The organism is Jeotgalibacillus malaysiensis, from assembly GCF_044789845.1.
GTDB lineage: Bacteria > Bacillota > Bacilli > Bacillales > Jeotgalibacillaceae > Jeotgalibacillus > Jeotgalibacillus malaysiensis_A.
In genome coordinates this window covers 204,719-218,850 of the sequence record NZ_CP085252.1, presented here as the reverse complement: position 1 = coordinate 218,850, position 14,132 = coordinate 204,719, and the positions used below count along the sequence as shown (strand labels likewise).

Sequence of the window (14,132 nt, the reverse complement as noted above, 5' to 3'; positions counted from 1 at the left end):
TCTCAATGACATGCCGTTGCAAATGACATGTCATTGAGAGATCAATTGGATCCGGGGTTAATATTGTCCCAGGTTGCTCCGCCATTATTACTAAAAAATAAATTATTTTCTACTGCAGCCCATACTTCATCTGCATTACCCGGGTTAACTGCCAAGTATAAATTGTTTCCTGGTTCTACGGGCAGAGTACCTCTTAGTGTTATTTCTTTCTGGTTTAACTGGTAACTATTAAAGGATACCTTTTCTCCATCATTTGCAGAAAATAATAATGAATCTTCAGTAAAAGTAAGTCCGGTTGTATTCAATGTTCCTTCAATAAGCGAAAATGTTTCACCAAAGTCGTTAGAAATAAATATGCCCTCTTCACTCGATAAAGCTAGTTGTTCATCATTAGAAGGATGAACTGCAAGACCATTTATAGTTGTTGCTTTTAACCCAGCTAGTGAAAGTTGTTCCCAATCTTCACCTTCATTTTGTGTTCTATACAAACCAGGTGAAGTAAGTACACTATTCGGCTGACTTAAAGCTCCATATATCGTCTCACCCTCAAAACTTGCTGCTAATAAATGAAAGTCAGTTTCTCCTGAAAAAGCCAGAGATTCTATACTTTTTCCTTGATCATTACTTTTTATAAGCCCCAGAGGGTTTTCAATTTTACTTCCTTGTTCAGGGTGTCCGCTCGCGTAAAAACCTTCTTCAAATGGCGTAAAGCCCATGTAATCATGATTGTCGCGCGTAGTTTCATACCATTCATCTTCACTGTATTTTAATAAACCATTATGAGTAGCTACAGCTAAATCTTCGCCAATAAACCCCATCCCATGTATATGAGAAATAGATGGCTCTTCAGTTTTCACATAGAATGCCTGATCTTTATCGTCTGAGGAGCAGGCAGATAAAATGATGACACTAATTCCCAGCAATACAAATCTATTCATTATTACCTCTCCAATTCGCTAATTTTAAAGCAAGACTATTTAAATTTTAAAAATAGTTTTTCATTCAAATTTGAATAAGGGAAATTTTTCAACTTTATATATTATGTTTATAATCACACATAAACATAAAATTTAATCTCTCCCGTATACCACTAAACTCTATTAATATTTTCTCTAACTAAATCACCCTCAAAGCTAGGTTATACTAAAATTGCTTTCAGACAGTACTACCAATTAATATATTTTCTAGGATTGACTGCATTAGATTTTCCATTATTCCAAGCGCCCTCATGAAGTTCGAAATGAAGGTGCGTTCCAAATGAAAAGCCGGTATTGCCCATGCCGCCAATTTGCTGACCCTTTTCTACATATTGTCCCTGCCCTACTGAAAGACTGTTCATGTGGGCGTAAACAGTAGAATAAGTCTGACCATTAATACTGTGTGTAAGGATAATCCAGTTCCCATAAGAGTCACTCGATTCAGCAGTTGTTACATACCCATCTGCTGCTGCGAGAATAGGTGTCCCGGTTGCGCCGGCAATATCCATTCCGTAATGGAATCTTGGTTTGCCATTTAAAACATCATAACCAAATTCAGTTGTAAATCTCCCGTTTGCTGGTGCACCCCAATCACTAGAAACCGGTGACGGTTGTGAGCTGGAAACTGAATTCTCAACGGTCTGATTAATTTCACGTTTACTTTCTCTTGAACGTTCTTCTTCAGCTGCCTGTTTTTCTAATTCTGCCTGCTTCTCAAGTTCTTTTTGTTTGGCCAGCTCTTTCTGTCTTTTCTGTTCAGCCATAATATCAGCTTCTATCCCTTCTTCCAGGGAATAAAGATCAGATTCTTTTTCTTCAAGATCCGTTCTTTCTTCTTCAGCTGCCTGCTGATCTTGTTCTAATTTCTCAATCAGCTGATTCTTTTCTTCTTTTTTAGAAGAAAGACTGGAAATTAATTGATCGAGCTCATCTTTTTCACTTTCTTGTTCATGCAATCGATTTTCCATTTCTGATTTTTTGTCTTTAAGTGCTTCCTGATCCATCTTTTGTTCTTTCATAATATCTCTGTCCGCACTCATCAATTGGTTAACTGCAGAAAAACGGTCTATAAAGTCACCGAAACCCTCAGCACCCATGAGCACTTCAACATAATCCACTGACCCACCAGTTAATTGAATCGCTCTGGCACGCTCCTCAAGAAGGCTTGTTCTTTCTTCTATTTTAGTCATTAATTCTTCTATATCGTTTTGTAACCCATTGATCTCCTGCTTTAATTTCTCTAAATTCTTATTTACAACTTCAACTTTATTTTGAGTATCTGCAATTTCATTATCAAGCTCATTAATTTGTGTAAGCATTTCTTCCTGTTTCTTAATCAACTTGTCAATTTCATTATTTTTAAGAGAGATGTCATCTTGAATTAACTCTCGCTCTCCCTGTATTTCCTGTTTCTTTTCTTCTAAACTATCAATACTTTCTGATAGAGCTGTATCACTAAAATTAAACAGACTGCTTCCTGTAAACCCTGCAAATAAAACCAAACTCCCCAAGACTTTACCTATAAATTTCATAAATTAATTTCTCACTTTCTTAGTTATGTATTCTTTTAATGCAGAAGTATCTTTTTCTTAACCTAGAATAATCATAACATTTACCAACTGATCTACTAGTTTCATTACTATTACTTTAGCATTACGCTGATATAACAAAAGTGTGCAGTTTCTAAGCATGACCTTATAAAAAGCGCGTTCCTTCTTGGTTTTTATATTTTTCATCAATTAATAATTGAACTTTGTGTGAAACACTAATGAAGCATATTTTCTAAAGTCAAATGGGAATAGAAATTAAATTTGTAGGTAAAAGACAAAAGAAGTATGATGCTATTCTTCAGGTATGTAAGATATTGATCAATAATTAAGTTTATTAAATAAAGTATTCGCCATGTGCCAATCACCCAGTTTACTGTGTTTAGCTTTAATTATCTTTACACCATTTGTAGTTATACGCTTCAATGACTTGGCTGTCCAAGTACCCCCATCATTAATAAGAGAAGCAAGTATTTGTTTAAGAATGGAACTCCACTCTTGTGAAATGTTAGAAGATAAAATTAATATAGAAAGAGATCGGTTATCCCTCTCAACTTCTACAATATTAAACTGTCTCCCATTACTCAAAAACACTACGGCAATTACATATTTTCTTTCTGTCACACAGTCACTTAGATAAACAAAACGCTTAGTTCTGGAAAACTCTTTCAAACTCCCTTGAACAATATTAATAGATTTCACTTCCGCGAAATTTCGCATGATCCTCATCACTTTTATAAATCCACCTAATTCGCCCTCTATTTGGAGATCCATTAGTGACTGCTGTTCTATTCCTCTAGTTATTTGACTCCCGCCTACATCTGCTGTAGATCGTTTACCCTCATCATTTATATAACGCTTTAGAGTGTTTTCATCCTCAAAATCGCGTTTTTTGTTAGAACTATTGTAAACTTTCATTATTTTAAGCATCATTTTATATTCATGCTTTTGATTATCCATTTCAATGAGATCAAAGTTATCAGTAGTGCCATCTACTTCTTCATCTAAAATTACTTCGTCTTGTTGTCCAACAAAGGATTTCTTGTTGTGCAATGTATACTTTTTGGCCTCTCCAGATCTAACAGATTGAACCACTTCAGGGTGGCTAAATGAAATTTCACTATAGGGTATTTGCTTATTTTTCACACTTATTACTCTTAAAACGATCCCACCACTCGTGTTAGTTTTAATGATTGCTTTAATAGAAATCGGCTGCTTAAATGACCAACTGAAATTCATTTCATTGGTATGATTAAATGAATAAGCAACATTCTCAAATATATTTCTTAAATCATCATTTGTCAGCAACCATACGAGTTGATAGAGAAAATTCGATTGTGTATATTTCCGATGGTATTGTGATGAAAAGTCCAAGTGAATTTTATTTACACCATAATTTTCTATGAAGTACTGAGGAAATGAATTGGATTCGAAAAGTCTGTATAACAAAAAACGATTTGGTGCCAATATGCTGCGGACCACTTCTACTAAAGGAAGAGTGTAACTTTGACTTCCGTGCTTCACAATAAAACTTCTCGAAATGTCCCAATCTTCGGTCCCATACACTTTCCAATCTTTTTTATATGAACTAACCATGCTTGGATGAATAGTAATGTCTATTTCTTCTGTGCCTGGCGGTGGGAAACTTTTTTTGATCTCGCCGTCTACATAATAATGCTGTATCGCTAACGCAGGGAGAGTTCCCCAATCAATTAATACCTTTCTTGTATTACCTTTAGCCCTAAAATATGCGTGAAGCATAACTTTCTTTTCATAGCGAAAAGGAGAGCTAATCCAAATTAATTGTGCTCGCTCTCCCTTTTTAAAAGGCCAATTATTTAGTTTAATTTGATGATCTTTCATCACTTTTCACTTCCTGCTTTTTTTCTATATATTTTTCTAGTAGAGGCTTTATTTCATGAAAATGATGTGATTTAATTGCTGCAATTCGCTGCACCCTCCACAAAAGAACAGGTTCATTTGACTCCATTAACCCCTCTATGATTTTACAGGAACGTCGCAGTTGAAAATCTTGAACAGACTCTGTAATTTGATTCAATAATTGATTTGTTTCTGGCATTTTGTCTAGATGTCGCTCTAAAATAGCGAGTGCACCTAACGGCTTTCCGATTCTTGAAACAGTAATACGCACTGGTTTCTCTGATTGTAATAACTGCTGATGTATTTTTTTAATTTCTTGGAGATATTGTTGATCTCGTTTACCCCAGTCAACTTTTTTTGTGATAGACTGCTTTTGCTTTCTTTGAGGGAGCACTGTATACAGCCACTCTTTATCACGACGATATAAATACATATATTGCTTCGGATATATCTTTCGCAAAGCTGTTCGGGATAAATGCTGGTGTTTTTCAATTCCATTTAATAACTCTTGTTTATAAGTTTCTAATTCGTCATGGTTACTCTCTACTTCCTTTAATTCGACATTTCCAAGTAGATACCTTTTTATAGTTTTAGAATCTACTCCTAATTCTTTCGCTAATGCCCTAATACTCAGATTTTGCTGAGAAAGTGATTTCAACTTTTCCATCCAGACATCTCCAAAGACCTTTATACGTCCTATTTCAAACGGATCTGTTGAATGGTTTCTTGCATAAATAAAGCCGCAGGAGCATTCAAACGTACCAATAGAGCTTTTTGTCTTATAATCTCTTGTTACAGCGACATCTGCGATAACGAACTTTTTAAAATGTGACGCAGCCTTGTTTAAACAAGGAAAAGGACCTTTACCGAAAGCACCCTCATCTTCACTTGTTTCTAAAAAAAGATCTATATCCTGCTGCAAGAAATATAAAAATAGCAAATGTCGCAGTGGGTGCACATGACGCTTTGAATTCCGTGTGAGTACTTTCAGCCAATTATATTCATCCATACTATTTAATATACTTTCATAATGCTTTAAAGTGCTACTGGTGATCTTATGTTTAAAAGCCTGATAGATATCTTGCTGGCGAACCCTATTCGAAGCCGTAATAAAATTTTGCTCACGCAATAACGCTCGATACTTAGAATTAATTACTTCTCTGGAGAGGGTATGCAAAGGCAAATTCAATATCTTGTATGCCTGTTTCGCTAAATGAATAGAAAATTCTTTTTGAGGACCAGTTTTGTATAACGGCGATAAGTTCATATATTTTAATTCAAATCGAATATATTCTATACGACTATTACTTTTGATGGGGTATTTTCTAAGTGGTAGTTCATGATGTGGACAATAATCTATTCCTTGTAGTTGGTGTTCCCGATGAATGTACGGGTCTCCATGACACTCTGTGTCAGCTTGAGCACAGGCTGCACAGTAATAAAATCCTTCCTTGCGACAGATACTTCCTGCGACTAATCCTAGTCTTGTATAAAGCGCCTGACCATTTCCTTTTACATCACTTAAAATTTCTTGCTGACGTTTTTTTGATAAAAAAGGAGCATAGTAAGGATAAATCGTGTGTTTCGCTATTAACGTTTCCACAGAATAGTGAGAACCTAACTTCTCTGCCAAAACAGAGAAATGGCTACCAATCTCCACACTCGGAACTACAGAGCGACTGCCAAATAACTCTTCTAACGTATCTTTACAATCAAGATTGCCACTATAAAAGTGATAACGCGCAATAGCTGAATACAGCAACTCATCCGGATATGGATTTGTGAAGAATGGTAGCATTTGGTCACCTCTTAGCCTACTATTTTTTAATTAAGTGATGTAATTTAATAACTCTTGACCTATGTCAGTAAGCTGACATTTAGTCATATCATTCTCTGCACGGTATGCATACATTAGACCTAGGTTTTGAATTTCAACAACTGAGTGTTGTATTCTTTTAATTTTATTTGTATCAGTAATACTTTTAGATTGGCTGTATGCAGTTGTGAACTCCATATAGAAATCTGATGTAACTTTAGGTCCAAATGCGATTGATGTTGTAAGTCTAATAGGAGGCCAGTTAGAATAATCAGCAATAATCGTAATTGCTTGAGGAGTCAACCTCTCTATTTGTCCTAAAGCATATTTATGTTTCTCAAAAAGTTCTTCAAAGTTTCCATCCTCTATGATTTTTTTTAGAACATTAGAAAGATGATATGTTAATTCTGGATCTGGAGGTGAGTCATCTACTATACGCAATATTTTATTAAATAAAGTATTGCCTTGTGGGTTAGTAATAAACGATTGTAGTTGTTGAATAGCTATTGAGTGTTCATCAGCTTGTGTAAAATATTGTTCTAACAAAATCATTTTTTTAGCTTCATTAATATTTTGATTAATGCCATCATTCCAAGTAATAACTGTATTAATAACGTCTCCCATTGGCCCTAAAAGAGACAGCCCTTTATCCCTTACGTTTTTAAGCGTTTCCCCTTTTATTATTTCAGCATGTTTATCTTTCGACAAATCAATCTTATCCAATCTAGATTCAAGTGTTCTTTTTTGGATTTGCAAATATTGGTCTGTGTTTTTACCTATAAACTCCAATTCTTTCTTCTTATCCATTTTATACCCCTTTCGATGAATAATGTTTTATCTTGAATTTTTATAGTAATCACATATGGAATTCTATAAACGGAGATTTTATAAAATCATTTTTCTTAAAAACTTCATATGGATGTGCTTTTTGCTTTAGTGCATCTACTCTCATATCTAGCAATGACAAAACTTTACTCTGAGTATGCGCAGGTTTTTTCTTCTTTTCCTCTTTTTTATTCATCTCAATTAACTCCTGAATAAGTTGAGCTTTAAGAAATTTTTCATCCGTATCAATCGGGACATTATTAACTATTCTTTTCGTAGCTTTTACAATATCGTTTGATGATAATGAATCAAATATCCCTAGAGCTCCTACTTCCACACTGAGACTCTCCACAATTTCGTGTTGTTTATAAGCCACTGAATTCTTTCGTTCTTTCATGGCAGTCTTCAGCTTTCCTTCATAATGATGCTCTCTTTTGTGATTCATCATCAATTCATCCAGATTGATCATAATATCTTCATACTTATACATTGCAGCAAAATCATTATGACGAATTGCATTTAGCATCGGTTGAATAATCTGCATGTCTTTTTGAGCTGTTTGTTTTAGCACTTTCACTGTAATAAGTTCATTGTTATTGTTTTCATCAAAAAGGGCTCTTTCCTGAGCCAGTATAAAGAGGTTAACAGCTACAGATGTGATACCCTGACATTCCTCATAAAAAGCCTTCCTGACCTCAGCAGTAAGTTCCGAGCGTGCTTTTAAACATTGTAGTTCCCATAGTGTTTCTAAGAAAAATTCCCATTCTTCACTATCTTCAGACATACGATCCCAAATAATTGCTCCATCACTTGCTGCACGACGTGCTTGCCTGAAGTTACCTTTAAATAGTTGCTGAGCTTTAGACGTGCCAATTAGTACAGTTGGAATACCTACTGTGTTGGATAGTGTTACAAAGAAATTTAACATCTCTTCCTGGTCATTCTTTGCATGTAACAAATGCTGTATCTCATCAATCACTAGCACACCAATACCGTACATACTTGCCAATGATGTCATGTGCAAAAGCATTGTTGATGTAACCCTATTTAAGTATCCAAATTTTTCTAAGTAGCGCGTGCCTAATAAATCATCAACAGCTTTAAAAAAACTTTTACATAGCGTTGAAAGACTCCCATCATAAGGGCAATCAATTTTAAGCCAAACAATCTGTGTTCGATTAAAAGGCATTTGATCGTATATTTCATGTTTGATTACTTGAGGGTACATTAATAGTAAGCGTTCAATTGCCGTTGTCTTACCAATACCTGAGATCCCAATAATTGATAAACTGTCTGCCGTGGAGCGAATATGATTTAAACGTTCATCAATGTACTTATGAGACTGCTTTTCATCTTCACGTAACTCATGCAGCATGCGAATTCTTTCAAAAAATGTTTTATCTAAGGGGTTTCTACCTAAATAACCACGACGAATCAATGTAGACAAACGTCGCTCCACTTCAAAATGAATTGGTAACGGCTGAATAAAGTTTTTTACTCTCTTCAACACGTGATAGCGAATATTTATTTCGCTCTGTTTATCTTGTTCACTAATTCGTGGTGTTACGATGAAGCGATCCAGCACATCATCCTCACTAAAAATAGGTGGAAGAGCTTCAATGAAAGGATTTTGAGAGTATTCATTAAGCAACTGTAATTTATAATCGGCTTCTTCCATATCTCCCTTCAAGACTACATTATTCATCTCTTTCAAATTCTTCATCTCGCTTCCTCTTCAACTTTTCCATTAGACGTGAAGATTGTTTCTTTTCCAGAGGCTCTTCTAATTTAGTTTTCAATGGAAAACCTTTAACTTCGGTAGATTGCACAGCTACATTAGGTGAAAGATCAAACTTTTCATATTGACGATTGGCTTCCTTCTCAATCGCTTTATTATCTCTGATTGAAGCTAGTTTTTCTCTTTTACTTGTAGGTTGATAAAGACCTTTTTTCTTCTTTTGCTCTGCTGCTTTAATAATTTGCTCCATCATTGTATCTGCATTAATTGTCAGTTGAACTTGCTTAGAGCGCTCTTCTTCCTCTAACTCGTTACGTAGTTGTTGCTGAAAAACAACTTCCTCTAAAAAATCCAATTTGTATTGCTGGCTCGGTTCTAACAAAATACAAGTCTCATAACCTATTCCATGATCATTAGGAATATAGATTTTTTCTAAATGACGTGGGTCGTAAACAATATCAATACTTTTATTTTTCAGCTTAATATACCACTGTTCTTCCATCGCTCGCTTTGAGCCATATAATAAATTTTTAAACTTTATACCTGCACGTGAAATTGTTGCTTTACCTCTGGGCAATACATTTAATCGTAAAATATTCCTATCCACTGTACGCAGACGACCTTTACGGTTTTGAATTCCCCAGTTCCATAAACTGATAGGCGTTGGCACAATGCCATCTGTAACCATCTCTTTTTCCATTGGATACTTATCAATAATTTTATGATTATGGTGCAAAACCATCGTAATAATTAACGTGGTAAACTCTTTTAAGTTCAATGTAGCATCTAGTCTATAATCTCTATCTCCACGTTCTCGATATTCTTTTTGAATAGCGCCAGGTGCTTTTTGTTTTACTTTACCGTTAATCGTACGGAATTTTCGCTCGACAATCCCTTTTAAATCTCCTCGATAAGCCGTTGTATTTTCTATTTTGATGTTTAAATTATTTATAAGTCCAGCTACTGCATAACCCTCAAATTCGCCTCGGTCTGCAATGATAATTTCAGGCAGATGATGAGTTGGCCACTGTTCCTCCGTAATATCAATATCATACTGTTTACAAAATTCAACCTTATTGGTAACCATATTATCTAAAGCCATCATCGCACCTAGCCATGATGGACCTTCTAATCCTATATATATTCCTGTAACAATACGAGAATATACGTCAATGATTGCATAAACAACAGGGCGACCAATAATTCGGTTTACATCGAAAGAGCTGACTATATAAATATCAGCGATCGTCGCATCAATTTGAAAACGAGTACCTGGACCATTTGTTTCAATTTTTGAACTACTTAAAATAGGCCGGTGCTTTAATTCATAATCTTTAGCGCTTTTACGAAACTCAATGTCCTTTTTAGGGTCCTCGTTTTTCTTGAACCAATAATAAAATTGATGATAGGAGGGAATTCGATTCGTTTCCCAAACGCGATATTGAACTTCTCCATTTTCTTTATATCGATCCGAATAAAAATCTCGCAAAATAAAGTGGTACACATCTTTCAAAGAATAGTTATTTGCTTTACGGTAATATTTATTTATTGCATGTTCAAACTGGATTTTAATATCATCGGTTATATTGATTCCACTGCGATATTCGCCATTGACAGATACTCTACGTGGGCGACCAACTTTATCATTGCTTAGCTTTTTAGTTTTCCCTCGACCACCTGAGTTTGCATAATCAGGGAGCATAGCATTTTTATTCATGCCTCGTTGCCAATAACGACTAAGTAATTTTTTTACCTTTGTTTTACCTAGCCCACTATCTGCCACAATTTCTAATATTTTCGCTTCACGTCCCGTTTTCTTTAGCAGCTCTTTCATATTAGGAAGGATAAACTTTTCTATAGTTAGCCAGTCCTCATCTCGTTTGCTAATTTGAACAGACGTTAATTCTTCATCTAAGATTGCTTTAGCAAATGGATCACTTATCATCAATAATTCACCTTGCTCAAGTTCTATCTCTAAGTGTCTAAATAGCTCTCTTTTGGGCATAGCACTCGTTGTATCGATATTAACTACATATACATAGGACTCTTCAATTTCAATGATACGAATACGCTGTGAATCTGCTGTATATTGAAATACTTGGTTAATATAAATCATCCATATTTCACCTTCTTCAGCTTGCTCTCGTCAATTGACTGAATAACAATCGGCTTCTCTACATTTAAAGGCTCTAACATGTCCATGCGAACAATTTTATGAGACAGTAAATGATAAAATAGGGTCATACCACTTCCTAATGGCATATGTGTTTCTTTATCAAATATATTTGAAATTTCTCTAATGCTTTGATTTTCATTCAAGATCCTTTGTAACAGCTCTATCGCTAAATCTTCAATATGTTGCTGTTGCATATTTTGAAACACATCGTATTGTTGGAGATCGTGATAATCATGAATATAACTCATATTCCTAGCCAATTCTCTTGGGATCTCTAGTTCGGTTACAATTCCCCAATCTATTTGTCTTCGCTCCCAGTAAACCCGTTCTATTTCAAATTTCTCAATAACTCGCTTCTTTAAAAGCTCGTCTTTCATTTTTATTGTTCTTGCAAGTTCTACCAACCCTACACCTTTATCTACTGTTAATAAAAAATCAGTTGTCATCACAATCGCTTCATTCGTTTTTGGATCTGTAGGATGTTTAAGACCTAATTCATCCGCAATGACAATTGTTTCTTCCAGCGGTAGTAAAGGGAATTGTTCTCTAATATCCAAAACAATGTCGGAATATTCAGTTAAATAGAAGTAGTTTCGTTCTAAATCAGATAAGAATTCGTGCTGTCTATTAGTTTTAATACCTTTTAAACGCGTGGATCTTCCTAACGAGGAGACATCCTGAATATTTAACCAGGGCTTATAATCAGCTCCAATTCCAGAACCACGACCTTCTTTAATCCACTTTTCTACTTTAGATATCCTAGTTCTTTTTGACATAAAAAACACCCCTTTAGATTAATATAATCCAAAGAGGTAGTTCATCGCAACTTTTTTACAAACGCCGCGACTTTACTTTAAACATCGTATCTTTTTTATAAACATCGCAACTTTATTTCAAAGCTACAGTTAATTATTTCTATTTTTCTGGATTATTCTACTGTAACACTCTTCGCCAAATTACGTGGCTTATCCACATCACAATCTCTATGAAGTGCTGCATAATAAGCAATCAGCTGTGTCGGCACTACTGAAACCAGTGGTGCAAGCAGTTCGTGTACGTGTGGAACTACGTAGCTGTCGCCTTGTTCTTCGAGGCCTTTCATTGAGATGATGCATGGGTTGGCGCCGCGGGCTGCTACTTCTTTGACGTTACCGCGGATGCTCAGGTTGACGTTTTCCTGTGTTGCCAGGGCAAAGACTGGTGTGCCGTCTTCGATAAGTGCGATTGTTCCGTGCTTGAGCTCGCCGCCTGCGAAGCCTTCAGCCTGGATGTAAGAGATTTCTTTCAGCTTTAGCGCAGCTTCCTGAACGACATGGTAATCCATTGAGCGTCCGATGAAGAATGCGTTCGGCGTTGTGCTTAGGAAGTCGCGTGCAATTTGCTCGAATGCTTCCTTGTCGTCTGTCAGTGTCTGGATTGCGTTTGCTACGATACCCATTTCCTGAATCAGGTCAAATTTCATTTCGAAGCCTTTTGCTTTTCCAGCTGATTCTGCAAGGATGGCAAGGACTGCGATTTGTGCAGTGTATGCTTTTGTTGAAGCTACTGCGATCTCAGGTCCTGCATGCAGCAGAAGTGTGTGGTTCGCTTCACGTGAAAGTGTTGAGCCTGCTACGTTTGTCAGTGTCAGTGCAGGGTGTCCAAGTTCTTTAATGTGTACAAGCACGGCACGGCTGTCCGCTGTTTCACCACTTTGAGAGATAAAGATGAATAATGGCTTTTCAGATAGTAACGGCGTGTTGTATACGAACTCACTCGCTACGTGTACTTCAGTCGGGATTTTCGCTGTTTTTTCAAGGTACTCTTTCCCTACAAGTCCTGCATGGTAGCTTGTTCCGCAAGCGATGATGTAGATGCGGTCAGCTGCGTTTACAGCATCAAGCGTGTCTTTCGCGATTGAAAGCTCGCCTTCTTCATTCTGGTAAGCCTGAATGATTTTACGCATGACAGCTGGCTGCTCGTCGATTTCTTTTAGCATGTAGTGAGGGTACGTACCCTTTTCGATGTCGCTTGCATCGATTTCTGCTTTGTAAGAATCACGTGCAACTGTTTCGCCAGCAAGTGTTTTGATTGTGATGCTTTCTTTTGTCACGATGACCATTTCTTTGTCCATCAGTTCAACGTACTCATCAGTTACCTGCAGCATTGCCATTGCATCAGATGCAACAACGTTGAAGTCTTCTCCAAGACCAACTAATAGCGGGCTCTTGTTTTTCGCAACAAAGATTGTATCTTCGTTCTCGTTATCTAAAAGCGCAATTGCATATGAACCTTTCAGTTCCTTTAGTGTTTGCGCAAATGCTGCTTCTGTTTCAAGTCCTGCTTTGACAAACTTTTCGATCAGCTGAACGATGATTTCTGTATCAGTCTCAGATACAAGCTCAACGTCTGCAAGGTGCTCACGCTTCAGCTGTGCATAGTTCTCGATCACACCGTTGTGTACAAGCGTAAAGCGGCTGGTTGTACTCTGGTGAGGGTGTGCGTTCACTTGGCTTGGTGCGCCGTGTGTTGCCCAGCGCGTATGGCCGATTCCGATGTTAGCGCTCACGCTGTCATCCACGATTGCACGAAGGTCTGCGATGCGTCCTTTTTCTTTGAATACTGATACGCCGTCGTCATTTTTCACTGCAATTCCTGCAGAGTCATAACCGCGGTATTCAAGCTTTTCAAGACCTTTCAGCAAAATTTCCTTCGTATCGTTTAATCCAATATATCCTACAATTCCACACATAATAAGTTTCCTCCTGTGATGATAAGGAGGGCATGACCGTATAAGAGGACGGACGTGCCCCCTTTATCTCTCTATTAGTTTTTTGGGCTCTGTTAAAGTTGGCTGGTGATTTCCGCTTCAGGCGAACGCTTTCCGAGCGGTGGTCGCTGAGCCTCCTCAGCTTCGCTTGCAGGGTCTCAGCTGTCCCACTAATCGCTCCGGAGTCGTCGCCTTCCGCTCCAATCACACAGCTGTGCAATCTCTTAGATTGTCATTCTTTACTTCAACATCGCTAGTTTAGTTTTTTAGGGTGCTGCATTCCTGTTTTCTTTGTCCACAGAGTCGCCTCTGTGATTTTAAAAAACAGGTTTTCGGCTGTGCAGTCATCAGCCGGAAGGCATCCGCCGAACACTCGATGCTCCTTCTCCTCGTCAACTGCCGCTCTCATGGGCAGTCCTGGCG

Annotated in this window: 9 protein-coding genes; all 9 read right to left on the bottom strand. The window is 37.0% G+C overall.

Features of this window, described 5'->3' with window-relative positions:
- Positions 1–41: 41 nt before the first annotated feature.
- The 9 genes from LG330_RS01210 to glmS all read right to left on the bottom strand — a co-directional run bounded on the left by LG330_RS01210 (position 42) and on the right by glmS (position 13,691).
- Positions 42–938: a F510_1955 family glycosylhydrolase gene (locus LG330_RS01210; RefSeq protein WP_404406852.1), complete on the bottom strand. Its 897-nt coding sequence runs from the start codon at positions 936–938 to the stop codon at positions 42–44.
- Positions 939–1,165: 227 nt separating this feature from the next.
- A complete protein-coding gene (locus LG330_RS01205; RefSeq protein ID WP_404406850.1) occupies positions 1,166–2,509 on the bottom strand; it encodes a murein hydrolase activator EnvC family protein in 1,344 nt (447 codons plus the stop codon).
- 336 nt (positions 2,510–2,845) lie between these two features.
- Entirely contained in the window at positions 2,846–4,387 is a 1,542-nt protein-coding gene (locus tag LG330_RS01200) for a Tn7-like element transposition protein TnsE (RefSeq protein WP_404406848.1), read from the bottom strand.
- Positions 4,368–6,203: a TnsD family transposase gene (locus tag LG330_RS01195; protein WP_404406846.1), complete on the bottom strand. Its 1,836-nt coding sequence runs from the start codon at positions 6,201–6,203 to the stop codon at positions 4,368–4,370. The genes LG330_RS01200 and LG330_RS01195 overlap by 20 nt, the downstream gene beginning before the upstream one ends.
- A gap of 30 nt (positions 6,204–6,233) precedes the next feature.
- The gene (locus LG330_RS01190) at positions 6,234–7,028 is read right to left on the bottom strand and encodes a hypothetical protein (RefSeq protein ID WP_404406844.1); all 795 of its coding nucleotides are present in this window, start codon (positions 7,026–7,028) and stop codon (positions 6,234–6,236) included.
- A 49-nt stretch (positions 7,029–7,077) separates the two neighbouring features.
- On the bottom strand, positions 7,078–8,769 hold the full coding sequence (locus LG330_RS01185; protein ID WP_404406842.1) for an ATP-binding protein: 1,692 nt from the start codon (positions 8,767–8,769) through the stop codon (positions 7,078–7,080).
- Positions 8,744–10,900 carry a Mu transposase C-terminal domain-containing protein gene (locus LG330_RS01180; protein WP_404406840.1) on the bottom strand — a complete coding sequence of 719 codons (2,157 nt, stop codon included), beginning with the start codon at positions 10,898–10,900 and terminating at the stop codon, positions 8,744–8,746. The genes LG330_RS01185 and LG330_RS01180 overlap by 26 nt, the downstream gene beginning before the upstream one ends.
- Positions 10,897–11,736, bottom strand: a complete 840-nt coding sequence (locus LG330_RS01175; RefSeq protein WP_404406839.1) for a TnsA endonuclease N-terminal domain-containing protein — start codon at positions 11,734–11,736, stop codon at positions 10,897–10,899. The genes LG330_RS01180 and LG330_RS01175 overlap by 4 nt, the downstream gene beginning before the upstream one ends.
- Before the next feature lie 152 nt (positions 11,737–11,888).
- A complete protein-coding gene (gene glmS / locus LG330_RS01170; protein ID WP_404406838.1) occupies positions 11,889–13,691 on the bottom strand; it encodes a glutamine--fructose-6-phosphate transaminase (isomerizing) in 1,803 nt (600 codons plus the stop codon).
- Between the last annotated feature and the right edge of the window lie 441 nt (positions 13,692–14,132).

Excerpts from the sequence above, each read along its gene's own strand:
- LG330_RS01210 (WP_404406852.1), bottom strand. The coding sequence starts at position 938 with ATGAATAGATTTGTATTGCTGGGAATTAGTGTCATCATTTTATCTGCC.
- LG330_RS01205 (WP_404406850.1), bottom strand. The coding sequence starts at position 2,509 with ATGAAATTTATAGGTAAAGTCTTGGGGAGTTTGGTTTTATTTGCAGGG.
- LG330_RS01200 (WP_404406848.1), bottom strand. The coding sequence starts at position 4,387 with ATGAAAGATCATCAAATTAAACTAAATAATTGGCCTTTTAAAAAGGGA.
- LG330_RS01195 (WP_404406846.1), bottom strand. The coding sequence starts at position 6,203 with ATGCTACCATTCTTCACAAATCCATATCCGGATGAGTTGCTGTATTCA.
- LG330_RS01190 (WP_404406844.1), bottom strand. The coding sequence starts at position 7,028 with ATGGATAAGAAGAAAGAATTGGAGTTTATAGGTAAAAACACAGACCAA.
- LG330_RS01185 (WP_404406842.1), bottom strand. The coding sequence starts at position 8,769 with ATGAAGAATTTGAAAGAGATGAATAATGTAGTCTTGAAGGGAGATATG.
- LG330_RS01180 (WP_404406840.1), bottom strand. The coding sequence starts at position 10,900 with ATGATTTATATTAACCAAGTATTTCAATATACAGCAGATTCACAGCGT.
- LG330_RS01175 (WP_404406839.1), bottom strand. The coding sequence starts at position 11,736 with ATGTCAAAAAGAACTAGGATATCTAAAGTAGAAAAGTGGATTAAAGAA.
- glmS (WP_404406838.1), bottom strand. The coding sequence starts at position 13,691 with ATGTGTGGAATTGTAGGATATATTGGATTAAACGATACGAAGGAAATT.